Annotated in this window: 19 protein-coding genes and 1 pseudogene; 17 read left to right on the top strand and 3 right to left on the bottom strand. The window is 71.5% G+C overall.

What is annotated here, in order from left to right; all coding sequences use genetic code 11:
- The first annotated feature begins 289 nt into the window (after positions 1 to 289).
- Together IEJ02_RS08805 and IEJ02_RS08800 are read left to right on the top strand one after the other, a co-directional pair.
- Complete coding sequence (locus IEJ02_RS08805; RefSeq protein ID WP_165556195.1) at positions 290 to 460, top strand: hypothetical protein; 171 nt, start codon at positions 290 to 292, stop codon at positions 458 to 460.
- Positions 461 to 628: 168 nt separating this feature from the next.
- Positions 629 to 1,279, top strand: coding sequence for a TetR/AcrR family transcriptional regulator (locus IEJ02_RS08800; protein ID WP_191064224.1), 651 nt, complete (start codon positions 629 to 631; stop codon positions 1,277 to 1,279).
- A gap of 22 nt (positions 1,280 to 1,301) precedes the next feature.
- Here IEJ02_RS08800 and IEJ02_RS08795 read toward each other — a convergent pair whose 3' ends face one another.
- Positions 1,302 to 2,204, bottom strand: a complete 903-nt coding sequence (locus IEJ02_RS08795; protein WP_191064291.1) for a triphosphoribosyl-dephospho-CoA synthase — start codon at positions 2,202 to 2,204, stop codon at positions 1,302 to 1,304.
- Positions 2,205 to 2,707: 503 nt separating this feature from the next.
- On the opposite strand from IEJ02_RS08795, the gene IEJ02_RS08790 reads away from it, so the two are divergent.
- Positions 2,708 to 5,266, top strand: coding sequence for a polysaccharide lyase family 8 super-sandwich domain-containing protein (locus IEJ02_RS08790; RefSeq protein WP_191064290.1), 2,559 nt, complete (start codon positions 2,708 to 2,710; stop codon positions 5,264 to 5,266).
- Here IEJ02_RS08790 and IEJ02_RS08785 read toward each other — a convergent pair.
- Positions 5,247 to 6,857: an APC family permease gene (locus tag IEJ02_RS08785; RefSeq protein ID WP_317985759.1), complete on the bottom strand. Its 1,611-nt coding sequence runs from the start codon at positions 6,855 to 6,857 to the stop codon at positions 5,247 to 5,249. The genes IEJ02_RS08790 and IEJ02_RS08785 overlap by 20 nt on opposite strands.
- A 173-nt stretch (positions 6,858 to 7,030) precedes the next feature.
- Here IEJ02_RS08785 and IEJ02_RS08780 point away from each other — a divergent pair, with 173 nt between their 5' ends.
- The 4 genes and pseudogenes from IEJ02_RS08780 (at position 7,031) to IEJ02_RS08770 (ending at position 9,297) form a co-directional block, all read left to right on the top strand.
- Positions 7,031 to 7,894, top strand: coding sequence for a polysaccharide deacetylase family protein (locus IEJ02_RS08780; protein ID WP_191064223.1), 864 nt, complete (start codon positions 7,031 to 7,033; stop codon positions 7,892 to 7,894).
- Between the two features lie 75 nt (positions 7,895 to 7,969).
- A complete protein-coding gene (locus IEJ02_RS08775; protein ID WP_191064222.1) occupies positions 7,970 to 8,503 on the top strand; it encodes a DoxX family protein in 534 nt (177 codons plus the stop codon).
- Between the two features lie 100 nt (positions 8,504 to 8,603).
- Positions 8,604 to 8,801: pseudogene (locus IEJ02_RS48385) on the top strand (alpha/beta hydrolase); the annotation flags it as partial.
- A gap of 31 nt (positions 8,802 to 8,832) precedes the next feature.
- Entirely contained in the window at positions 8,833 to 9,297 is a 465-nt protein-coding gene (locus IEJ02_RS08770) for a hypothetical protein (protein ID WP_137976448.1), read from the top strand.
- A gap of 28 nt (positions 9,298 to 9,325) precedes the next feature.
- Here the strand turns inward: IEJ02_RS08770 and IEJ02_RS08765 are convergent, their stop codons facing one another.
- The gene (locus IEJ02_RS08765; protein ID WP_191064221.1) at positions 9,326 to 10,093 is read right to left on the bottom strand and encodes an NPP1 family protein; all 768 of its coding nucleotides are present in this window, start codon (positions 10,091 to 10,093) and stop codon (positions 9,326 to 9,328) included.
- A gap of 333 nt (positions 10,094 to 10,426) precedes the next feature.
- Between IEJ02_RS08765 and IEJ02_RS08760 the strand changes: the two genes are divergently transcribed.
- The 10 genes from IEJ02_RS08760 (at position 10,427) to IEJ02_RS08715 (ending at position 22,754) form a co-directional block, all read left to right on the top strand.
- On the top strand, positions 10,427 to 11,617 hold the full coding sequence (locus IEJ02_RS08760) for an ROK family transcriptional regulator (protein WP_191064288.1): 1,191 nt from the start codon (positions 10,427 to 10,429) through the stop codon (positions 11,615 to 11,617).
- Positions 11,618 to 11,670: 53 nt separating this feature from the next.
- Positions 11,671 to 12,480 carry an ABC transporter permease gene (locus tag IEJ02_RS08755; protein ID WP_137976450.1) on the top strand — a complete coding sequence of 270 codons (810 nt, stop codon included), beginning with the start codon at positions 11,671 to 11,673 and terminating at the stop codon, positions 12,478 to 12,480.
- Complete coding sequence (locus IEJ02_RS08750) at positions 12,477 to 13,256, top strand: ABC transporter ATP-binding protein (RefSeq protein ID WP_137976451.1); 780 nt, start codon at positions 12,477 to 12,479, stop codon at positions 13,254 to 13,256. Before IEJ02_RS08755 ends, IEJ02_RS08750 begins: the two co-directional genes overlap by 4 nt.
- 45 nt (positions 13,257 to 13,301) lie before the next feature.
- Positions 13,302 to 14,282, top strand: coding sequence for an aliphatic sulfonate ABC transporter substrate-binding protein (locus IEJ02_RS08745; protein WP_191064220.1), 981 nt, complete (start codon positions 13,302 to 13,304; stop codon positions 14,280 to 14,282).
- Entirely contained in the window at positions 14,279 to 15,745 is a 1,467-nt protein-coding gene (locus IEJ02_RS08740; protein ID WP_191064219.1) for a sulfatase family protein, read from the top strand. Before IEJ02_RS08745 ends, IEJ02_RS08740 begins: the two co-directional genes overlap by 4 nt.
- On the top strand, positions 15,746 to 18,130 hold the full coding sequence (locus IEJ02_RS08735; protein ID WP_191064218.1) for a family 43 glycosylhydrolase: 2,385 nt from the start codon (positions 15,746 to 15,748) through the stop codon (positions 18,128 to 18,130). It abuts the gene before it with no gap.
- 87 nt (positions 18,131 to 18,217) lie between these two features.
- Complete coding sequence (locus tag IEJ02_RS08730) at positions 18,218 to 18,451, top strand: hypothetical protein (RefSeq protein ID WP_191064217.1); 234 nt, start codon at positions 18,218 to 18,220, stop codon at positions 18,449 to 18,451.
- A 121-nt stretch (positions 18,452 to 18,572) separates the two neighbouring features.
- The gene (locus IEJ02_RS08725; RefSeq protein WP_191064216.1) at positions 18,573 to 20,468 is read left to right on the top strand and encodes a glycoside hydrolase family 2 protein; all 1,896 of its coding nucleotides are present in this window, start codon (positions 18,573 to 18,575) and stop codon (positions 20,466 to 20,468) included.
- On the top strand, positions 20,465 to 21,772 hold the full coding sequence (locus tag IEJ02_RS08720) for an extracellular solute-binding protein (protein WP_191064215.1): 1,308 nt from the start codon (positions 20,465 to 20,467) through the stop codon (positions 21,770 to 21,772). Before IEJ02_RS08725 ends, IEJ02_RS08720 begins: the two co-directional genes overlap by 4 nt.
- Before the next feature lie 34 nt (positions 21,773 to 21,806).
- Entirely contained in the window at positions 21,807 to 22,754 is a 948-nt protein-coding gene (locus IEJ02_RS08715; protein WP_191064214.1) for a carbohydrate ABC transporter permease, read from the top strand.
- The last annotated feature ends 8 nt before the right edge of the window (positions 22,755 to 22,762 follow it).

Raw genomic sequence — 22,762 nt, 5'->3', positions numbered from 1 at the left:
CTCGCGCGGCCGCACGGCCGCGTCAGTGGGGGAAATGAGGAGTGCACATGAAGCGGGGGGTGCGGGGGTGCCGTAAGTGCACAGCCAATCATTGCAGTGAACATGTCATTGGACTAGACATACTCACGCGCCGACATCAGCGCACGGGCGGGCGGGAACAGCCCGTGAGAGGTGGTGGCACACGGTGGTGAGGGGGCTCCCCGACCCGGCCGCACCACGCCGAGATGGACATTCGGGCGTAAAATCGGCAGCGTCCGCACCAGGAGGGCACGAGGAGCGGAGGCATCACATGACCGAGGCAGCCCCCTCCCGCACCGAACGCGAACGGGAAACCGACCACCCCGACGTGCCGTGGACGACCCCCTCGCAGGCCGAGGGCGAGCGCGACGACGAGATGGACACCGGCCACCCCGACGTACAGAGGACGACTCCCTCACAGGCCGAGGGGGAACGGGACTAGCCACCCCTCTCGGCGCCCGGGCCCGCGGGCCGGTGATCTCGCACCGGCGGGCGGGCCCAGCCATGTGGCTCGGACGCGGCGGCCGGTCCTCCTGCCGCCCTCCATGGCGGGAAGGGTCGCCCGGGCGGAGCGGCCCCGGCGGGTCGCTATCCTGACCGGGGAGGCGAGATGGCACGCGCGACACAGACCACGGGGACGCCCGGCACCGGCCGAACGGGGGCACGCCACCACGGCAACCGGCACGGACGCAGCGAGCAGGCCCGGCTGGCGGTGCTGAACGCGGCCGACGACCTGCTGGTCGAGAAGGGCTTCGCGGGCGTCACCATGGAGGGCATCGCCACCCGGGCCGGTGTCGCCAAGCAGACCATCTACCGCTGGTGGAGCACCAAGACCGACGTCCTCATGGACGCCTTCCTCCAGGACGTGGCCGAGGACCTGACCGTGCGCGACTGCGGTGACCTCGCCCGGGACCTGCGCACCTATCTGCGCGAGCTGGCCTGGTTCCTCAGCGCGTCCGACTCCGGTGCCGTCTTCAGGGCCCTGATCGCCCAGGCGCAGCACGATCCGGCGTTCGCCGAGGACTTCCGGTCCCGGTACCTCGACGACCAGCGCGGCCGCGACCGCCTTCCGCTGGAACGGGCCCTGGAGCGCGGGGAGTTGCCGCCCGGTCTGGATCTGGCGGCCGAGACCGACCAGCTCATGGGCCCGGTCTACTACCGGGTGCTGGTGACCGGCGAGCCCGTCGGCCAGGAGTTCACCGACCGGCTCGTCGACGCCTTCCTCCACCGCCACGGGGTGACGGCACCGGCGAAGGACTGACCACCCGGACGTCCGAGCGGAGTCACCGCCCGGACGGTGCCGTGAACGCGGGTGCCGTGACCGCCGATGCCGTGACCGCCGGTGCCATGACGGCCGGTGCCGGGAGGCCGTCCAGGAACAGGGCGCCCGCGAGCAGCGCGGCGCTTCCGCGCGGCGCGATGCCCCGCTCCCGCAGCTCCGCGTCCAGCGCGGCCAGGGCGGCGGCGCCCTCGGCCGTGGCGGTGCCGCCCGCCTCGAGCACGGCGTACGCCCCCTCCTTGACCCGTCGGAGGCCGGGCGGGCCCGCCCGGTACAGCGGGCCGGTGTCCTGGAGGGTGCTCATCACGGTGAGCAGCGCGTCCAGCCGCGCCTGGGTCTCGGTGGCCCCCGCCGTACGCGCCCGGGACAGGGCGTCCAGGGCGCGCCGCACATGGGGGAACGCGGCCCGTGCCTCGCCACGCGCGCCCGGCGCCCCATAGGTGGCGGAGACGTGCGAGCCCGGCGAGGGGCGGCGCGGTGCGCCACGGTCGGGGTGGTCCGCGATCCGTTTGGCGGTGGCGGTCACCTCCTCGGGCCCGGCACCGGGTCGCAGCGCGGCGGCCGCCACCAGCAGGCCCATCACCCACAGCGCGCCGTGGTGGAGGGGGCCGGTGGCCGCGCCGCCACCGGCCCGTGCCATCGTCCACTCGGCGCAGCGGCCGATGGCCCCCAGCTCCTCGCGCAGCGCCCGGGTCGGCACCCCGGGCCGGCGGGCGGCGGCGGCCATGGCCGCGAACCCGGGCGTCAGCGCCTTGGCCGACCAGCGCAGCGCGAGCAGGTCCGCGCCGGTGGCGCGGGCCTGGAGATCCCGGGTGTCGGCGAGGCCCGGTTTGGGCGTCAGCTCCGCCTGGGCGATCAGGGCGAGCACGGCGGCCCGTGCCAGTGCCTCATCCGTGGAGCGCGTCATCGGCATGCCCGGAGGCTAGACGGCGCACCTTTGACGGACATGAGGCGTTCCTGTGACCCCGCTGTGCGGCGTGGCCGGGGCTCAGCCCGGGGGTCGGGGTCGGGGTCGGGGACGGGGACGGGGCCGGGGTCGGGGACGAACGAGCATGCGGGCAGCGCGGCGCCCGTCCTTGGGGGCGGCTCTGCCGCGACCGGTCAGTCGACCGGCGGGGGTGCCGTGGGTGTGGAAGGACTCGATGGTCTGCAGACCCCACGCCTGGCCCTTGGCGCGCTCCGCCTGGGTCCAGGTGGTCAGCGGCCGGGCACATTGACGGATCCGGCCGTGGCCTCGACGGTGCCCTGCGCGCACACGGCGGCCGACCACACGCTCGGCGAGTTCGTTCTCCACCAGCCGCTGGGCCGGTGCCATCTCCCCGCGCGAAATACCGTGACAGGGGAAGTCGGGATTGCTTCAATGGTCCGGCGGTTCCCCCATCGGACCCCGTCGACCGTTGGAGCGTGCCCGTGCCCCTCTCGCGTCGTGCTCTCGTCTCCACGCTCCCGGCGGCCGCGCTGGCGGCCATGGCCCTGCCACTGCGCGCACGGGCCGCGGGCCCCGCGGCCGGTGATGCGACGGCCGGGGCCGCTCACACCCGGCTGATCGACAACACCGTGGCCGTCTTCGCCGGGACGCGGGAGACCAACGCCCGCCCCGAGGTGCGCGCCAAACTCGCCTCCATCGCCGCGACCGCCCGCTCCCGGCTCACCGCGATGGACCGCGCCGGTCAGGGCGAGCTCTTCCAGGGCCTCGCCCTGGGCACCAGCGACCCCAACCTGGTCACCTCGTTCCAGTACCTCTACGAGATCGCCCTCGCCACCCGCACACCGGACGGCGGCACACCGTCCGGACTCCACGGCGACACCGGTGTCCAGCGGCGCGTCATCGACGGCCTGATATGGCTCCACGAGCGCTATTACGGCGACCAGTCCAAGGGCTACTACGGCAACTGGTTCTCCTGGGAGATCAGCATCTCCACCCACGTCAGCAAGATCCTGGCGCTGCTCGTGGACGAACTCGCCGCCTACCGGCCCGATCTGACCGCCACCTACGTCGCCTCGATGGACGCGTATCTGCGCAACGGCAAGGACGGCGACGTCGACCTCGACTCACGCTTCCACACCGGCGCCAACCTCGCCGACATCACCACCAACCGCGTCCTCCAGGGCGCCGTCCTCGGCGACGACGCCCGGATCGCCAAGGCCCTCGCCGACCAGCTGACCATCCTGGCGACCATCGACCCGTACGAGCTCCGGCACGGGGTCACCGACGGCTTCTACGCCGATGGCTCCTTCATCCAGCACGCGTCCGTGGCCTACACGGGCTCCTACGGCAAGGGCCTGCTCACCCGCGTCGTGCAGACCGTCAAGATGCTCGACGGCACCGGCTACACGACCGGCGACCGGCTGGTCCGCGTCGTCCAGGGGTGGGTGGTGAACGGCTTCGCCCCGCTGATCTTCGAGGGCTGGCTGATGGAGATCGTCAAGGGGCGCGGGGTGTCCCGGCCGGCCACGGGGTACGCCGACGCGGCCGAGGTGGTGGAGGCCGTGGTGGGCCTCTCCGCCCATGCCACCGGCGCCGACGCCACGGCGCTCAAGGGCTATGTGGCGTATCTGCGGCAGACCTCGAAGGCCACGCTCGACCCCTCGGTATTCGTGTCCCCGGTGAGCATCGCGGCCTACGCCGACATCCTCGCCGACTCCTCGGTCCAGGCGAGCGACCTCGGGCCCGCCGAGCGCCATGTGGCGTTCAACGCGATGGACAGAACCGTCCACCGGCGCCCCGGCTACGCCTTCGCCCTGGCCCGGAGCTCGTCCAGGATCAGCCGGTACGAGTACATGAGCGGGGAGAACCTGATGCCCTGGTTCCAGGGGGACGGCGCCCACCATCTGTATCTGTCCGGCCAGGACCAGACCCAGGCGTTCGGCATCGACTACCTCACCACCGTCCCGCCGTACCGCCTGGCCGGTGTCACCGCCCCCGTGGAGACCCGCCGCACGATCCCCGAGCTGTACGGCACGCTCTGGTACGACAACCCCGAGCGTGGCTTCACCTCCTCCTCGGAGGCGCAGAACACCTATGTCTACTTCCCCCGCTCCACCCATCCGTTCTCCGGTGGCGCCGCCCTGGGCCCGTACGGGGTGGCGGGGCTGGTCCAGTCCGACGACGTGGCGTATGCCGCGAAGCAGGCGGGCGACCTCCCCGAGGACTTCGTGGTGTACCGCGCCGCCGACGCCACCAAGTCGTGGTTCCTGTTCGACGACGAGATCGTGGTGCTGGCCGCGGGGGTCGGCGACGCCGCCGGTCGCGCGGTGGCCACGACTCTCGACACCCGGATCGCCGCGCCCTCGGACACCCTCACCCTCACCGGGCGGCTCCGCGGCGGGGCGCCCTGGTCCGGCACCGGCACGGCCCCACTCGCCTGGCTGCGCTACGCCAATGCCACCCTGGCCGCCTCGGTCGGGTATGTCTTCCTCGACGGGCCACCGCCCACCGTCACGCTGGACACCGTCACCCGCAGCCGCCGCGCGGTCCGCCTGGCCAACCCCGACACCCCGGTGACCAAACAGCTCTTCGCCGTCACCGTGGAGCGGGCGGCGGGCGCGCCGCACACCTCGATGGCGTACGCCCTCGTCCCGAATGCCACCGAGCGCCAACTGGGCGGCTACGCCCGTCGCCCGCTGACCGTCCTGGCCAACACCACCCGGCTCCAGGCCGTGGCCCACCGGGGTCTGCGGATCACCGCGCTCAACGCCTTCTCCCCCGGCAGCCACCACGCCGGGCGGCTGTCGGTGCGCGGGCCCGGCTCGGTGATCCTGCGGGAGACGCGCGACGGCGGCGTGGCGGTCGCGGTGTCCGATCCGACCACCGAGCGCGACACGGTCTCGGTCGTCATCCAGGGCGGGAGGATGAGGGCCGTGGCAGTGGACGACGGTGTCCGGGTGGGCCGGGTCCCCGGCGGCACCCGGATCGTCGTCACCACCCGCCACGCCTACGGCCGGAGCCTCACGGCGACGCTGCGCTGAGCCGCGAGGTGCGCAGGTGCTGAGCGCCGGAGCGGACCGCCCACAGGAACACGGCGAGCGCGAGGACGGCCACCGTCACCGTGTCGTACGGCGCCGGGAGGCGGCCGGAACCACCGAAGGTGCCGATTCCCGACAGTACGGTCAGCGCGGCGAGGTGGAAGACCAGCCAGGCGCCGCGCCGCAGCTCCTCCCCCAGCGGCGCGCCTCCGTCCTCGCGGCGCTGCAGCAGGAACAACACGGCGCCGACCAGGACGAAGGGCAGTGCGAGCCGCAGATCGTGCCAGCCGGACCAGTAGACGAACTCGCTGGCCACCACGAAGCTCACCGGGGCGATCCAGCGCACCCCCGGCACCTGGCCCTCGGTCCGCGCCACTCCCCGCTCGCGGTCGTGTGCCCGGAACGCCGCGACGGCCACCGCCGAGGCCGCGTAGATCAGCAGATACATGTCCCCCATCACGCTCACGATGTCCTGCCAGCCGCCGAACGGCAGCATGAAGACGACGATGACCGCGAGGTTGAGCAGCAGCGCCCGGCGCGCCACCCCGGACCAGGGGTGGATGCGCATGAAGAAGCGGGGCAGCAGACCGTTCTTGGCCAGGGCGTACGTATGGCGAGCGTCGATGGCCACGCCCACATAGGCCGATCCGCCCGGTGAGATCACCGCGTCGGCGTAGAGCAGCGTGGCCAGCCAGTGGAGGTTGAGCACCAGGGCGAGCTGCCCGAAGGGCGACTCGAAGTCGACTCCCTTCCAGCCGTGGCCCAGCAGCGACTCGGGCACCGTGTACAGGAACGCCAGCTGGAGCCCGAGGTAGACCAGCACGGCCAGGCCGATCCCGGTGAGCACCGCGGCGGGTACGGTACGGCGCGGATTGCGGGCCTCCCCGGAGAAGTCGAGCGGGGCCTGGAAGCCGTTGACGGAGTACACGATGCCGCCGCCGGCGAGCGCGGTCAGGCAGGCCGCGTAGCCGTACGGGGCGAAACCGCCGTGATCGGTGAGGCGCCCGGAGTGGGTGCCGGACAGGAACAGCGCGGCGATGGTGAGGATGGGGACGACGACCTTGAACACCGAGATCAGGTTGTTCAGCCGGGCGAATATCCGCACGGCGAACCAGTTGAAGGCCGTCAGCACGACACTCAGCGCGACGGCCACCGCGAGCCCCGATGCGCTCAGGGTGCCACCGTTGTAGAGCCCCGGCAGATAGTGGGCGGCGTACTGCATGATCGCGCTGATCTCGGCCGCCGTGCCGCCCACCGAGAGCAGCACCGACCAGCCGATCATCGTGCCGACCAGCCGTCCGCTGGCGTACAGCGGCCAGCGGACGGTGCCGCCGCCCTCCGGGCGGGTGGCGCCGAGCTCCACCATGACCAGCGCGATCAGGGCGCACAGCACACCCGCCCCCATCCAGGACAACAGGGCGGCGGGGCCGGCGGTCTGGGCGGCGTACAGGGCCGCGAACAGCCACCCGGACCCCAGGATGTTGGAGAACCCGATCGCGGTCAGGGCCCAGAATCCGAGGTCCTTGTGGAGTCGTCGCTCCTCGGCGAGCACCGCCGGTGCGGCGATGGACTCCGGTGGGTGGTTCTGCGACACGGTGGCTCGTCTCCTCGGTGGTGCACGAACATGCAAAGGCCCAGCGTGCCATGGGCGCCGACGGGCTCCGTCGACGCGCCCCGGGCCTCGGTGCGGGCCCGTGCGGGGCGATCGACGGAAAAACACACCCCGCCGGAGAGGAATCGGCGCATATCGGGCGGGGGCGTGGTCTCATGCTTCAGGTGTCCTCTCCCTCCCGCCGTGATGTCCTGCGGTCCGCGAGCGGTGCCGTGGCGGCCACGACGTGCGGCGCCGGCTGTGGCCGTCACGCCGACTCCTCGTCGTCCCGGCCGGCCGGTCCCACCGAGGCGCCCTCCTCCGACGCGGCCTCGGACCGGGCCACACCCGCCGGACACGCGCCGCGCGGGCCGGTGCGCTTCCCCGGGCTGCCACCGCACATCGCCCACGGGCCGCGCGGCGGAGACGCGGTGGCCCTCACCTTCCACGGCCAGGGCGACGCGGAGCTCGCCCGCACGCTGCTGTCCGCGGCCGAACGGGCGGGGGCACGTGTCACCGTCCTCGCCGTCGGCACCTGGCTCGACGAACATCCGGAGATGGCCCGGCGGGTCCTGGACGGCGGCCATGAGCTGGGCAACCACACCATGCGGCACCGCGCCGTGTGCGCCCTGCCCGCCGCCGAGGCGTACGCGGAGATCGCCGAGTGCGCCGACCGGCTGCGCCGCCTCACCGGGGCCATCGGCAGCTGGTTCCGGCCGTCGCGGGCCCGGACCGCCACGGACCTCGTGACCCGCCTCGCGGCCCGCGCCGGATACCCACATGTCCTCTCCTACGACGTGGACTCGCTCGACTTCCAGGACCCGGGGCCGGACGCGGTGCGGGAGGCGGTCCTCGGCCAGGTCCGCGCCGGTTCCGTGGTCAGCCTGCACTTCGGCCACCCCGGGACCCTGACCGCGCTGCCCGCGGTCCTCGACGGTCTGCGCCGGCGCGGTCTGCGCGCGGTCACCACGACGCAGCTGATGCACTCCGATGGCGTAGCAGCGACGGCGGGGCCCGGGAGGCGTACCGAGACTGGGTGAGACGCCGGGCGGCCGCCCGCGGTGTGCCCGTACGGGACCGGAGGAGACACCATGCCCCGGAGCGGAGGAGACCCCATGCACCACCGCAAGGACCTCGGACTGCTCGCCCTGCGCCTCGGCGTGGGCGGGGTGCTGGTCGCGCACGGCGCGCAGAAGCTCTTCGGCTGGTGCGGGGGCGATGGCCTGGACCGTACCGCCGAGGCCATGGAGGCGATGGGCTTCCGCCCGGGGCGGGCCAGCGCCGTGGCGGCCGGGCTGGGCGAGGCGGGCGGCGGGCTGCTGCTCGCGCTCGGCTTCGCCACTCCCGCGGCCGGGGCGGCGGCCGCGGGGACGATGGCGGGGGCGGTGTCGGTGAACGCGCCGGCTGGGTTCTTCGCCCAGTCCGGGGGCTATGAGTTCGCGGCCCTGCTGGGCTGTTCGGCGGCGGCGCTCGGGATCTCGGGGCCAGGCCGCTACTCCCTCGACCACCTCACCTGCCATGTGCTGGACCGGCCGTGGCTGATCCCGACGGCGTTCACCACGAGCGCGCTGGCGGCGGCCGCGGTGATCAAGCGCAGGATGGCGGTGACGGCGGAGCGTGAGCTCGCCGAGGAGGAGGAGCTGGAGTAGGGGCCCCTCCGCCTGAGTGGAGACCCACGCACCCGGATACAGACCCATCCGCCCGGGGAGAGATGCGTTCACCCCGCCTCGTATCACCTCTCCGACAGGTGACGCACGGCGTGCGTGGGACGGTCTGGAGCGGCGCCTGGCCAAGGGTCCCGTCATCGGCGTCCCCACGGTCACGCTGGACGGCGGGCGCGATCCGTTCACCCCGGCCGGGGGCGGCGCCGCGTACCGGGACACGTTCTCGGGCCCGTACGCCCACCGGACCCTGAAGGGCATCGGCCACAATGTGCCCCAGGAGGCCGCGGAAGGCCAGGTCCGAAGGGGGGCAGGGGATGGCGGAGTTCGAGGTGGCCACGGGCGCCGCGGAGCTCCCCGGCGGCGACGAGCGGCGCCGCGAGGCCGCGGTGCGGACCGCGTTCGAGGGGCTGCTGCAGATCCGCAGGCTGATGAACGCCGGCGCCACCGATCCCGAAGGGGTGCCCGCCGAGTGGGAGCGGCGTCAACCGGTGCGGGCCGTGGCCCTGGCGCTGGAGGCGGCCGGCGTTCCGCCGTCGGCCGTCGACGCGGAGGGCCGCCGTACGGCGACCGGATACTGCCTCGGCGCGGCGGAGCGGGCCGGGGTGGTGCGGGTCGAGTGGCTGGGGCCGCCGGGAAGTGGCGCCGGGTACGCGGCGGAGGACGCGCTGCGCAACTGCGCGGACGTACTGCGGCGGCTGGGCTGGGACGCGCTGGAGTACCGGGGGCCGCGCCGCCACCGTTACCTCGAGGTCGAGCCGCCCCCGGGAGGCGGCGGCTGACGCCACGTCGCCTCCCGGGGCGGGTCGCTCACGCGTTGGGGTCGAAGGGGATCTCGGACGGCTTGGCCTTCGCGAGGTGGGAGTTGAGCGCGCTGTCCTTGAGACCGAAGGTGGCGCTGCCGAAGTCGGCCTGGCTCAGCTTGTCGCGCAGCCCGGCGGGGTAGCCGTTCCAGCCGACCAGCGCGGGGTACTGCCAGGTGTGGTAGTGGTTCTCCGGCGGCTCGTCGTTGGAGTTCGCCGGGCGGAAGCAGTGGGTGCTCAGGCCGTCCTTGTGGTACACGACCTTGGGGTGGGTGCCGTCCCAGCGGATCTGGTCCCGGCTGTAGATGTCGAAGTTGCCGTGGGCCGAGGTGGCGACGTACTTGGCCTCGTTGTTCTGCACCCACACCACGACGTGTTCCCAGTCGTGGCGGTGGCCGCCGAGACCGCTCCCGGCCACGGCCTGGTCCTTCTCGAAGTACAGGCCGTAGATGATCGCGCACCAGCCGTTGTTGCACTTGGAGCGGGAGTATCCGTTGGTGTTGTCCAGGTCCCAGGAGTCGCGGCACTGGCCGTTGAGGGCGCCGCTCGGGTTGAGCCCGCCCGCGATCGTCCCGTCGGGGCCGATGGCGGGCGTGGGGTAGCAGCCGTCGGTGTCGTAGTCGAACGCCGGCTGGAACGTCTGCTCCGTGCCGTCCGCGTTGGCGGGCAGGGCCTTGGGCGGGTCCGCGAGCGCACTGCCCGGGAAGGCCACGACCAGCGCGATGGCGCTGCCGAGGACGGCGGACACTCTGCCGATCCGCGAACTCTTCTTCACTGCGTCCTCCTGAACGACCGCGGCGTGACCGCACGCCGGGAAGGTGGGGGGTTGGCATGCTCAGGTCAGCATGATCGCATTCCTTGAGCGGCGGCGGGAGATGTCGCCGTGATGAAGAGTCAGCCAACAGCTATAGCAGGGGTGGTGGGGCGGGATGAAGGAGGGTGCGGTCACCGGGCGGGGGAAGTCGGTCGTACCGCAACCGCTGCCGCGTGGCCGCCCGCACCTCCGATCACCCCCGACAGCTCCACCGGCAACCTCGGCTTCCGCCGCGTCCGCGACACCTGAGCCCTCTTTTATTCCGGGGTGTTGACGAAATAGATGGGCGTGCGCATGCTGGTCGGCATGCACCCCCATCAGGACGGCCCGCTGGCCCGGCTGCGGCGGGGACACGAAGACTTGGTACTGGATCTGTTGCGCAAACACGGCCCGCTCAGCCGGGCCGAACTGGGGCAGCACAGCGGGCTCTCCCGGACCACCCTCAGCGATATCGTCGCCGAGCTGATCGAGAGCGGCGCCGTGGTCGCCACGGCGCCCGGAGCGGCCCCGCGCAGGCGGGGGCGGCCGGTGGAGGCGCTGACGCTCAACCCCAGCGCGGGCCAGGCCATCGGCATCGACTTCGCCCGCCGGGCGGTGCATGTCTCCGCGGTCAACGTGGCCCACGAGGTGATCGGTTCGGCCAGTGAGCCGCACGACCCGGGGCTGCCCTGGGAGGAGCGGATCGCCCTGGCCGAGCGGCTGGTCGGCACGCTCGCCGACGGCGCCCTGCGGCTGGGCGCGCTGAACGCCATCGGGGTGGGCGTGGTCGGCCCGGTACAGGACCCCGACTCGGGCCCCGCGCAACCCTGCCCCTCCACCGATCTGCCCGCCCTGCTGCGCAAGCGTTTCGAGGCCCCGGTGCTGGTGGACAACAACACCCGGCTCGCCGCGCTCGCCGAGGCCACCTGGGGCGCCGCGGCGGGCGGTCAGGACGTGCTGTATCTGCGGCTGTCGCACGGTGTGGGCGGTGGTCTGGTGGTGGCCGGCTCGCTGCACCGCGGGGCGTACGGCCTGTCCGGCGAGTTCGGGCATATCGCGGTCGAGTCGGGCGACGGACGATGTTCGTGCGGCGCCATCGGCTGCCTGGAAACGGTGGCCTCGGTGGGCGCCGTGCTCGCCGCCTACCGCCGCGCGGGCGGCCACGCGGACGGCCTGGCCGCGCTCCTCGGGGCGCTGGAGGCCGGCGATCCGGTGGCGCTGCGCACGCTGGAGGCGGCCGGCACCCACATCGGCACCGTGCTGGCGGCGGTGTGCAACGCGGTCGGCCCCGGGGTGATCGTGCTCGGTGGCGAGCTCGCCGCGGCCGGTCCACCGCTCTTCGAGCCGGTCGAACGGGCGCTGCGCGCACACATCATGCCGATCTCACGGGACCGTGTGGACCTGAGGCCGGCGGCGCTCGGCGAAGCCGGTGGCGCCCTGGGCGGTATCGCCCTTGTCCTGCGTGAATCCCCCCTGCTCAGCCATTACCCGGCCCGTCCGGGCTGATCCGGTCCGGTCCCGGGCCGAAGAGGAGGACCCATGTACCCCGCGAGGCGTCCATGACGGTGGTCACCGCACCCGAGAAGACCCCCACGACACCACAAGCGCCACGCGGCGCACGACGCACCGTCCACCCCCTCGTGTTCAATCTGATCGCCCTCGTCCTGGCCATCGCCGTCTGGGCGCTGACCGCCGCGGCGGGGCTCGCGGACATCCCCGGACCGCTCTCCGTGAGCTCCCGGGCACGTGAACTGCTCTCCGACGGAACCCTCACCGAGGACGCGCTGGCCAGCCTCCAGCGGGTGCTCCTGGGCTTCGCGCTCGGCACCCTGGTCGCCGTGCCGGTGGGCTTTCTGATGGGCTGGTATCCGGTGGCCCGGGGCCTGCTGGAGCCGTACGTCCAGTTCTTCCGCACCATCCCGCCCCTCGCGCTGATCCCGCTGGTGATCGTGTTGATGGGCATCGGCGAGACACCGAAGATCTTCGTCATCTTCCTGGCGGCGTTCATGTCCTGTGTGGTGGCCGCCTTCCAGGGGGTGACCGGAGTGGACCGAACGCTGATCGACGCGGCGCGGGTGCTCGGCGCCTCGGACCGGACCGTCTTCCTCAAGGTGGTCATCCCGGCGTCCACGCCGTTCATCCTGGTGGGCATGCGCATCGGGCTCGGCGCGGCCTGGGCGACCGTGGTGGCGGCCGAGATGATCGGCGCCCAGAAGGGTCTCGGCTTCGAGATGGTCCACGCCCAGACCTACTACGACGTTCCCACGATCTTCGTGGGTCTGATCAGCATCGGTGTCATCGGCCTGGTCATGGACCGGCTGTTGCTGCTGGCCGAACGCCGTCTCACCGCGTGGCAGGAGCGTCGATGAGCCCCAAGATCTCTTTCCGGGACGTGGTCAAGACGTACCCGATGAAGAACACCACCTTCACCGCCCTCGGCCAGGTCTCCCTGGACATCGGGGACCGGGAGTTCGTCGCGGTCGTCGGCCCGTCCGGCTGCGGCAAGTCCACCTTGCTGTCCATGGTGGCCGGACTGGTGGAGCCCACCTCGGGCACGGTCACGGTGGACGGCGCGCCCGTCACCGGGCCGGGGCCGGACCGTGGGGTGATCTTCCAGCAGTACGCGCTGTTCCCGTGGCTGACGGTGCGCGGCAACGTCGAGTTCGGGCTGAAGCTGGCACACGTCCCCGCCGCGGAGCGACGTCGGCGCGCCGATCACGCCATCGAGCTGGTCGGGCTCGCCGACTTCGCCGACGCCCTGCCCAAGACCCTCTCCGGGGGGATGAAACAGCGCTGCGCCATCGCCCGGGCCTACGCCGTGGACCCCGAAGTCCTGCTGATGGACGAGCCGTTCGGGGCGCTGGACGCACTGACCCGGGTGCAGTTGCAGGACCAGCTGCTGGACACCTGGACTCAGGAGCGGCGCACCGTCCTGTTCATCACCCATGACGTCGACGAGGCGGTGTACCTGGCCGGGCGGGTGGTCGTGATGGCCGCCAGGCCCGGCCGGATCCACCGGGTCATCGACGTGGACCTCCCCTATCCGCGGACCGAGGAGATCCGGCTCTCCGCGGAGTTCGCGCGCATTCGCAACGACGTCTGGACCCACGTCTACCACCAGTCTCCGGCCGGCTCCGCCGCCTGACCGCACTCCCCAACCGCACTGATTCTTCGAAGGGACTCACCCGAGATGAGGATGAGCCGACGCGACTTCATGATCTCACTTTCCGCGACCGGGGCGGCACTGTCGGTGGCGGCGTGTTCGTCCTCCGGCAGCGGCGGCGGCTCCGCGGTCAGGTTCGGCTATATCGCCGACTACAACGGCGCGAGCCTGCTGGCCATCGCCGAGGAGCGGGGCCTGTGGAAGAAACACGGCCTGACCGCCGAGCCCAAGGTGTTCGTCAACGGCCCGGTCCAGATCCAGGCCCTGCGCACGGGCAATCTGGACTACGGCTACATCGGCCCTGGCGCCCTGTGGCTGCCCGCCTCCGGCAAGGCCACCATCGTGGCCGTCAACACCCTCACCTACGCCGACCGGGTCATCGCCAGGCCCGGTATCACCTCGATCCAGGGTCTGAGGGGGAAGAAGGTCGGCGTCCCCGAGGGCACCTCCGGTGAGATGGCGCTCAATCTGGCGCTCCAGAAGGCCGGGATGACGATGAAGGACATCTCGAAGGTGGTGATGGACGCGCCCACCGTGGTCTCCGCGTTCTCCTCCGGGCAGATCGACGGCGCCGGGATCTGGTATCCGCTCATCGACACCATCAAGGAGAAGGTGCCGGGGATGAAGGAGGTGGCGAGCACCGAGGACCTCCCCGGCTCCTCCTTCCCCACCGCGTTCGTCTCCGCCGCCAAGGCGAAGCCGGAGCGCGATCAGAAGGTCGTGAAGGTCCTCCAGGAGGCCAACGACTGGCGGGCCGCACACCCCGAGGAGTCCATCGCGCTGGCGGCGAAGCTGCTCAAGGTCGATGAGGCGAAGGTCGCGGCGGACGCGAAGCATGTGAAGACGATGACGACCGCCGAGCTGGTGGCCAGAACCAAGGACGGCACCGTCGGGAAGTGGCTGGACGGCATGAGCCGCTTCTTCGTCCGGACCGGGCAGTTGCCGAAGTCCCCCGATCCGTCCACGTTCTACGCCGGTGACCTCTACACGAAGGCGGCCGCCCGATGAACCTGCTGTTCCTGATGACCGACCAGCACCGCGTCGACACCCTCGGCTGTTACGGCAATCCGCATGTGGCCACGCCGAACCTCGACCGGCTGGCCGCGACCGGCACCCGCTTCGACCGCTTCTACACCCCCACCGCCATCTGCACCCCGGCCCGCGCCAGTCTGCTCACCGGACAGGCCCCCTTCCGCCACCGGCTGCTGGCCAACTACGAGCGCAACGTCGGCTATCTGGAGGATCTGCGCGAGGACGCGTTCACCTTCCCCGGCGCCCTGGCCGAGCGTGACTACCAGCTCGGGCTGGTCGGCAAGTGGCATGTCGGCACCCACCGCAACGCCGCCTCGTACGGCTTCGACGGGCCCGATCTGCCCGGCTGGCACAACCCCGTGGACCACCCGGACTACGCGGCGTATCTGAAGGAGCGGGGCCTGCCGCCGTACCGGATATCCGATTCCGTACGCGGCACCACGCCCAACGGCAATCCGGGCAATCTGCTGGCGGCACGGCTGCACCAGCCGGTGGAGGCCACCTTCGAGCACTACCTGGCCACCCGCGCCATCGAGCAGCTGGAGCGGTACGCCGCCGACGGGCGGCCGTTCTTCCTGGCCACCCACTTCTTCGGGCCGCATCTGCCGTATCTGCTGCCCGACGCCTACTTCGACGCTTACGACCCCGACCTGGTGGACCTGCCCGCCTCGATCGCCGAGACCTTCGAGGGAAAGCCACCGGTACAGCGCAACTACAGCGCCCACTGGACCTTCGACACCATCCCCATCGAAGTCACCCGCAAGCTGATCGCGGTCTACTGGGGCTATGTCACGCTGATCGACGAGCAGATCGGGCGCATCCTCACCCGCCTGGACGAGCTCGGTCTTACCGATGACACCTCGGTGTTCTTCACCGCCGACCACGGCGAGTTCACCGGCGCCCACCGGCTGCACGACAAGGGCCCGGCGATGTACGAGGACATCTACCGCATCCCCGGCATCATCCGGGTCCCCGGGGCGGCCCCGCAGGTGCGCCAGGAGTTCGTCAGCCTCACCGACTGCACGGCCACCATCCTGGATCTCGCGGGCTGCGACACCTCACCGGCCGTGGACAGCCGAAGCCTGGTGCCGCTGGTGCGGGGCGAACACCCACGGTGGCCGGCCGAGTTGCTCGCCGAGTTCCACGGCCACCACTTCCCGTATCCGCAGCGGATGATCCGCGACGAGCGCCACAAACTCATCGTCAATCCCGAGTCGGTCAACGAGCTGTACGACCTGGACACCGACCCCCATGAGCTGACCAACCGCTATGAGCACCCCGAGCTGCTGCCCGTGCGCCGCCGCCTGATGCGCCGCCTGTACGACCTGCTGCGGGAGCGCGGCGACAACTTCTACCACTGGATGACCCCGATGTTCGACATCGGCGACCTGGACTACGACCCGAGCCTGAGCTCCTTCGAGCCGGAAGGGACCGCGTAGATGAGACCGAGCCGTAGACGGAGCCCGCGACGCGGCCCTGGCACCCTCGTGGCCGCGCTGCTGTGCGCGCTGCTGGCCGGGCTGTTGCCCGCGGCCCAGGCGACGGCCGCCCAGGGCACGGCGCCAGAACACACCACGACGGCCCACCAGGCGACCACCTATCACAACCCCCTCACCGCCGGAGTGGTCGACACCTTCCCCGACCCGGTGATGATCCGGGGCAAGGACGGCCTGTGGTACGCGTACGGCACCCAGAACCCGGTGTTCCAGAGCAAGGGCGAGGACGGTGAGCGGATGCTGCCCATCCTCCGCTCGGCCGACCTGGCGCACTGGAGTTACGCCGGGGAGGTCTTCACCCCGGAGACCAAACCCGCCTGGCACAAGGGCGCCCGGCTGTGGGCCCCCGACATCCGCTATGTGGACGGCCACTACAACCTCTACTACTCGGTGTCCTCCGAGAACACCGTCGGAGTGGCCACCGCGCCCACCCCCACCGGCCCCTGGACCGACCGGGGAGCCGTGCTGCCCTCGCCGAGCGGCTGCGCCACCGGCAACATCGACCAGGCCCAGTTCACGGACGAGGGCGGTCAGCCGTATCTGTACTGGGGCAGCTACGACACGATCTGCGTGGCGAAGATGAACGCCGCCCGCACCCGTATCGAGGGCGCGGTGACCGAAGTGGCCCAGAGCCGCCGGATGGAGGGCGGGTTCGTCGTCCGGCGCGGTGGCCACTACTACCTGTTCTACTCCGACGCGGGCTGCTGCGACGGCGCCTACAGCGGCTATCAGGTCAAGGTCGGCCGGGCGACCAGCCCGACCGGGCCCTTCCTGGACGACGAGGGCGTCCCGCTGACGGCCGCCACCAGCAAGGGCGGTGTGGTGCTGACCGCCAACGGCAACGGCTGGATCGGCCCCGGCCACAACGCCCTCCAGACCGATCTCTCCGGCCAGGACTGGCTCGTCTACCACGCCATCTCCTCCGACGACCCGGATCTGAAACCGGCCGCGGGCGGCACGCTGAAGCTGTCCAAGCGGCCGATGCTGATGGACCGGCTGGACTGGATCGACGGCTGGCCGGTGGTACGGGCCGGGGCCGGCGCCTCCCAGGGCGCGCAGCGGGCCCCGGTGGCCTCCTGGGCCGCGGGCGGCACCTTCAACGACGGCTCGCTGAAGGGGTGGCACGGCGGTGGCGGCTCCGGCACGGAGGGCTGGAGCGTCGGACACGAGCAGGACGCGCGGGGCTTCGTCACCCCGCGCGGGAATCCCACCGGCCCCGCCCATCTGGTCTCGGACCGGTCCGCCCCGGCGGCCCGGCGCGCCGAGGCCGATCTGCGGGTCACCTCGGCCACCGGCGCGGCCGGGCTGCTGGCCGGCTACACCGGCCCGGACGACTTCGTGGTGGCGTGGCTGGACCGGCGGCGCAACGCACTGGTGACGGACGTACGGGTGGACGGCCGCAGCCGTGGCACCCGTACGACCCCGCTGCCGCCCGACTTCGCCTGGGACACCTGGCACAACGTGGCGGCGGAGATCCGCGGCACCCGGATGACCGTGGAGGTGAGCGCGGACCGGCTGCGGGACGCGGTGGCCACCCAGGAGCGGCCACTGCCCGCGGCGGCGGTCCGCTCCGGCAAGGTCGGCGTGGCCGCCCGCGGCGCCGGTGCGGCGGCCGACAACGTGGGGGCCGCGGCGCTCCACACACCGGTCACCAGCCGCGTCCCCGACCCTGTGCCGGGCCCGCTGCTGCCCGCCTACAGCGATGACTTCGACACCGCCACCGTCCCCGGCACCACCGCGGATTCGCCGTGGTCCTGGGTGCGCGGACCGGCGTCCGGGGTCACGATGTCCGATGGCGCCCTGTCCTGGCCCACTCAGGGTGCCGAGCTCTATCTCGGCACCAATACCGCGTCGGTGCTGACCCGGGACGCTCCCCCGGGCGACTACACCGTGGAGACCAGGCTCCGGTTCGCTCCGGGGCGGGCCAATCAGCAGGCCGGGCTGGTGCTGTACGGAAACGACGACCGCTACTACAAGCTGGTGCACGCGGTCCTCCCGGTGAGCCACGCGGACGGGAAGGCCACCCATGTCACCGAGTTCGCGAAGGAGGGCGAGCGTCCCACCACCACACCGCCGACGCCGGTGGCCTACGGGCCGATGTTCGGCGGCCCGCCCGCGGACACGCTGTGGATGCGGCTGTCGTACCACGCCGACACCGCGCGGGACGAGACCGAGGTGCGCGCCGCCACCAGCACGGACGGTGTGCACTGGGTCCACACCGGCGTCTGGACCCTGCCGAGCGTGAGCGAGCTCAGGATCGGCCTGGTCGCGCAGAACACCGCGGGCGCGCTCGCGCGGTTCGACTATCTGCGCACCTATCGCGGCTGACGTGCCGAGTGGGCCCCCGTCCTATGCTGATCACCGTTGTTGACGCGAGACGGGGGCCACTTCGGTGGCCGGAAAAGGTGAGAGAGCGTGGCCAAGCCTGTACGTGCGGCTATCGGGGACGTGTGGATCACATGTGTGTTCTGCAAGGGCGACCTCTTCCGGGATCGCGAGGTGAAGCTCAACAGCACCGGCATGGAGCTGTTCAAGGTCGGCTGGGCCAACGAGTCGGCCACCGGGCTGATCTGCTGGAACTGCGGCTATGTGCACCTTTTCGCCAACAAGGACGTCGAGCTGTACAAGGTGAAGAAGGGCGAGTTCTAGCCAGGCCCACCGGCGGCCGCCCGAGGTCGTGGCAAAAGTTGCTGCGCGGGATCTTTACATCGATGTAAACGGGTGATGGCATACCCCTGCCCGGTCAAAGCCCCGCCCTCCCGGAGATCCCATGGCCCATCTGGACATCACCTCGCCCGAGGTCTCGAACGACGTTCCACGACCCGAATATCCCCGGCCCAGTTTCGTCCGTGAGGACTGGCTCAATCTCAACGGCACCTGGCAGTTCGCCTTCGACCCCGGCGACAGCGGACTCGAGCGCGGTCTGGTCCACCAGGAGCTGGACGGGCGGATCCTGGTCCCGTTCTGCCCCGAGTCCGAGCTGTCGGGGATCGGGGACACCGACTTCCACCCCGCGGTCTGGTACCGGCGCACGGTCCGGATACCGGCGGACTGGGCCGGCCGGCGGGTGCTGCTGCACTTCGGGGCCGTCGACCACGACGCCACCGTCTGGGCCGACGGCCGCGAAGTGGCCCGGCACAGCGGCGGCTTCACCTCCTTCACCGCCGACCTCGGCGAGGTGGCGGACGCGGCCGGCGGCGACGCGGAGGTGGTGATCGTGGTACGGGCCCGGGACGCCCGCCACGGCCCCCAGGCACGCGGCAAGCAGGCCACCGACTACGCCAACAGCGACTGCCACTACACCCGCACCACCGGCATCTGGCAGACGGTGTGGGCGGAGCCGGTGTCCGAGGTCCATCTGCGCAGGCCGCGCATCACCCCCGACCTCGCGTCCGGGGCCTTCCACCTCGAACTGCCGCTCAGCGCCAACCGCCCGGGCCACCGGATCACGGCCCGGGTGAGCGACGCGGACGGCCGGACGGTGGCCGAGGCGAGCGTGCGGGCCGACCTCGATCTGGCCCCCCGTATGGTGCTCACGCTGCCCGAGGACCGGCGCCGCCCGTGGTCTCCGGAGGACCCCCATCTGTACCGGGTGCGGATCGAGCTGCTGGACGGCGCCGGCGAAGCCGTGGACCGCGCCGAGTGCACCGCCGGGCTGCGGTCGGTGGCCATCGACGGCAAGCGGCTGCTGCTCAACGGCCGCCCGGTCTTCCAGCGGCTCGTCCTGGACCAGGGCTGGTACCCGGACGGGCTGATGACCGCGCCCGACGACGCCGCCCTGGTCCGGGACATCGAGCTGTCGCTGGCCGCGGGGTTCAACGGGGCGCGGCTGCACCAGAAGGTGTTCGAGGAGCGGTTCCTGCACCACGCGGACCGGCTCGGCTATCTCGTCTGGGGCGAGTTCGGCGACTGGGGAGCCAGTACCGGGCGTACCACCGGCGACAACCAGCGGCCCACCGCCGGATTCATCGCCCAGTGGCTGGAGGCCGTGGAGCGCGACTACTCCCATCCGTCGATCGTGGGCTGGTGCCCGCTCAACGAGACACACCAGGAACTCCACGACCGGCAGACCGTCCTGGACGATGTCACCCGGGGCATGTTCCTGGCCACGAAGGCCGCCGACACCTCCCGTCCGGTCCTGGACGCCTCCGGCTACTCCCACCGCGTGGCCGAGACCGATGTCTACGACTCGCACAGCTACGAGCAGGACCCGGAGGCGTTCCGCCGCCAGATGGCCGGGCTGGACAAGGACGACCCGTATCTCAACCCCGACAACCGGGGGAACCCCGGAAGGAAGGACACCGACGCGGTGTGGTCGCTGCCCTACCGCGGCCAGCCCTACTTCTGCAGCGAGTTCGGCGGCATCTGGTGGAATCCGGAGGAGGCGGACGGAGCGGCCGGTGACGACCGCGAGGTGTCCTGGGGATACGGGCAGCGGCCGCGCACCGAGGAGGAGTTCCACACCCGCTTCGCGGGGCTGACCGGGGCGCTGCTCGACGACCCCCTGATGTTCGGCTACTGCTACACCCAGCTCACCGATGTGTTCCAGGAACAGAACGGCGTCTACCGCTTCGACCGGAGCCGCAAGCTGGACGTGGCGCGGCTGCGCGCGGCCCAGCAGCGCCCCGCCGCCTTCGAGCGGCCGGCCGGCGAGGAGGTGCGATGAGCGGCCTGACACGGCGCGGTCTGCTGAGGGGCGCGGTGTACGGGGCGGGGGCCGCCGTGTCGGCGTCCGCGCTCAGTGGCTGCGGTTCGATCGCCGGAAGCGTGCGGAGCGCCGACGAGATCGAGTACTGGACCCTGTTCACCGGCCCCGACGGCGAACTGATGAAGACCATGACGCGGAACGTGGAGAAGCGCGTCCCGGGTCTCAAGGTCAGGACGACGGTGCTGGACTGGGGCCCGCCGTACTACACCAAGCTGGCGATGGCCTCGGCCGGTGGCCGTTCGCCGGATGTGGCGATCATGCATCTGACCCGGCTGGCGGGCTACGCCCCCGGTGGTCTGCTCGACCCGTGGGACATGGATCTGCTGGCCGAGTTCGGCCTGAAGCGGGACGACCTCAACAAGACGCTCGTCAAACGGAGTCTGTACCAGGGCACGCCGTACGCCATTCCGCTGGACACCCACCCCTTCGTCGTGTTCTTCGACCGGGACGTCATGGACAAGGCGGGTCTGCTCACGGGTGACGGGCAGCTGGTGCCCTTCGAATCGCCGAAACACGCCCTGGAGCTGATGGACAAGCTCCGCAAGGACAGCGGCAAGCTCGGGCCCATCTTCGGCCACGCCAACGACGCGGCGATGGGCTGGCGGATGTTCTGGTCGCTGTTCAGCCAGACCGGCGCCACCTTCGACCTCACGGGGAAGAAGGCCGAGATCGACGAGGACACCGCCGTCGAGGTGGTGCGCTTCATGGCCGACCTGGCGCGCGACAGCCGCACCATGGACGTCACGACGGCGATCGCCGTCTTCGCGAACGGCCGCTCGCCGATGATCTTCTCGGGCGAGTGGGACATGGCCACCTACAAGTCGACCCTGAAGGACAAGCTGGGCGGCGCCCCCCTCCCCACCTTCTACGACCGTCCGGCCGGGGCCTCGGACAGCCACGCCCTGGTGCTGCCGCACCAGGACGACCCGGATCCGGAGCGCAGGCGGCGCGCCCACCGGTTCGTGGCCGAGCTGGTCCGGTCCGGGCTGACCTGGGCGACGGCGGGCCACATCCCCGCGTACACACCGGCCGTCTCGTCCCCGCGGTACGCACGCTTGCGCCCGCAGTCCGAGTACGCGGGCGCCGCGAAACAGCTCGTGCTCGATCCGCCGGTGTGGTTCGCGGGTTCCGGCTCGGACTTCCAGACCCGGATGTGCCAGGCGCTCGATCCCGCGCTCGGCGGCTCGTCGTCCGCGCAGAGCGCGGTGCGCTCGATGGTCTCCCAGATCAACACCCTGCTGGCCCAGCCGAATCCGGCCTGATCGCGACGGAGTCGCAAGGGAAAGGAGCAATGTCATGGCTTCCGTCTCCACGCCCGCGCGGCGGGCCGCTGCCGGGTCCCGGCGCACCGGATTCCGGCGGGCCGCCGCCACGGACCGGCCTCGGTCGGGTGGCGCCGGGTGGCTCTTCGCCACCCCCTTCCTGGTGTTCTTCACGCTCTTCCTCATCGTGCCGATCGGCATCGGCCTGTGGATGAGCTTCACCGACGCCAGCCTGACCGGGCACGGTGACAACGCCTTCGTCGGCCTGGACAACTACACCGAGGCGTTCGGCGACAGCCAGGTGTGGCAGACCCTCGGCAACACGGTCTGGTTCACCGTCCTGACCACCGTCCCCCTCGTGCTCGTCGCCCTGGTGATGGCCCTGCTGGTGTACACGGGGATGCCGGGGCAGTGGCTGTGGCGGCTGGCCTTCTTCGCCTCGCATCTGCTGCCGGTCGCGGTGGTCTACCAGATCTGGAGCATGCTGTTCCAGCCGGACCGGGGGATGCTCAACGGCCTGCTGAAGATCTTCGGGATCGATGGCATCGCCTGGCTGACGGACGAGAAGTACGCGATGTGGTCCATCGCGCTGGTGACCCTGTGGTGGACGGTGGGGTTCAACTTCCTGCTCTATCTGGCCGCGCTGCAGGCGATCCCCGACCACCTCTACGAGGCGGCCGCGCTGGACGGCGCCGGGGCGTGGCGCCGGCTGTGGTCGGTCACCCTGCCGCAGCTGCGCCGGACCACCGGGCTGATCGCGGTGTTGCAGGTGATGGCGTCGCTGAAGGTGTTCGACCAGATCTACCTGCTGACCAAGGGCGGCCCGAACGGGGCCACCCGGCCGATCCTGGAGTACATCTACGACACCGGCTTCACCAACTACCGGCTCGGCTATGCCTCGGCGGTGTCGTATGTGTTCTTCGGGCTCATCATCATCCTCTCGATCGCCCAGCTGAAGATCTTCTCGCGCAGGGAGGACTGATCGCGCCA

Source organism: Streptomyces sp. 5-10 (assembly GCF_014712245.1).
Lineage (GTDB): Bacteria > Actinomycetota > Actinomycetes > Streptomycetales > Streptomycetaceae > Streptomyces > Streptomyces violaceusniger.
Note: the sequence above shows the minus strand (reverse complement) of the source record. Positions and strands in the feature narration are given on the sequence as shown.

Coding starts and splice junctions, on each gene's coding strand:
- IEJ02_RS08720 (WP_191064215.1), top strand. CDS start 20,465: ATGAGCGGCCTGACACGGCGCGGTCTGCTGAGGGGCGCGGTGTACGGG.
- IEJ02_RS08805 (WP_165556195.1), top strand. CDS start 290: ATGACCGAGGCAGCCCCCTCCCGCACCGAACGCGAACGGGAAACCGAC.
- IEJ02_RS08715 (WP_191064214.1), top strand. CDS start 21,807: ATGGCTTCCGTCTCCACGCCCGCGCGGCGGGCCGCTGCCGGGTCCCGG.
- IEJ02_RS08775 (WP_191064222.1), top strand. CDS start 7,970: ATGCACCACCGCAAGGACCTCGGACTGCTCGCCCTGCGCCTCGGCGTG.
- IEJ02_RS08795 (WP_191064291.1), bottom strand. CDS start 2,204: ATGACGCGCTCCACGGATGAGGCACTGGCACGGGCCGCCGTGCTCGCC.
- IEJ02_RS08725 (WP_191064216.1), top strand. CDS start 18,573: ATGGCCCATCTGGACATCACCTCGCCCGAGGTCTCGAACGACGTTCCA.
- IEJ02_RS08735 (WP_191064218.1), top strand. CDS start 15,746: ATGAGACCGAGCCGTAGACGGAGCCCGCGACGCGGCCCTGGCACCCTC.
- IEJ02_RS08800 (WP_191064224.1), top strand. CDS start 629: ATGGCACGCGCGACACAGACCACGGGGACGCCCGGCACCGGCCGAACG.
- IEJ02_RS08780 (WP_191064223.1), top strand. CDS start 7,031: ATGCTTCAGGTGTCCTCTCCCTCCCGCCGTGATGTCCTGCGGTCCGCG.
- IEJ02_RS08745 (WP_191064220.1), top strand. CDS start 13,302: ATGAGGATGAGCCGACGCGACTTCATGATCTCACTTTCCGCGACCGGG.
- IEJ02_RS08755 (WP_137976450.1), top strand. CDS start 11,671: ATGACGGTGGTCACCGCACCCGAGAAGACCCCCACGACACCACAAGCG.
- IEJ02_RS08750 (WP_137976451.1), top strand. CDS start 12,477: ATGAGCCCCAAGATCTCTTTCCGGGACGTGGTCAAGACGTACCCGATG.
- IEJ02_RS08760 (WP_191064288.1), top strand. CDS start 10,427: ATGCTGGTCGGCATGCACCCCCATCAGGACGGCCCGCTGGCCCGGCTG.
- IEJ02_RS08770 (WP_137976448.1), top strand. CDS start 8,833: ATGGCGGAGTTCGAGGTGGCCACGGGCGCCGCGGAGCTCCCCGGCGGC.
- IEJ02_RS08740 (WP_191064219.1), top strand. CDS start 14,279: ATGAACCTGCTGTTCCTGATGACCGACCAGCACCGCGTCGACACCCTC.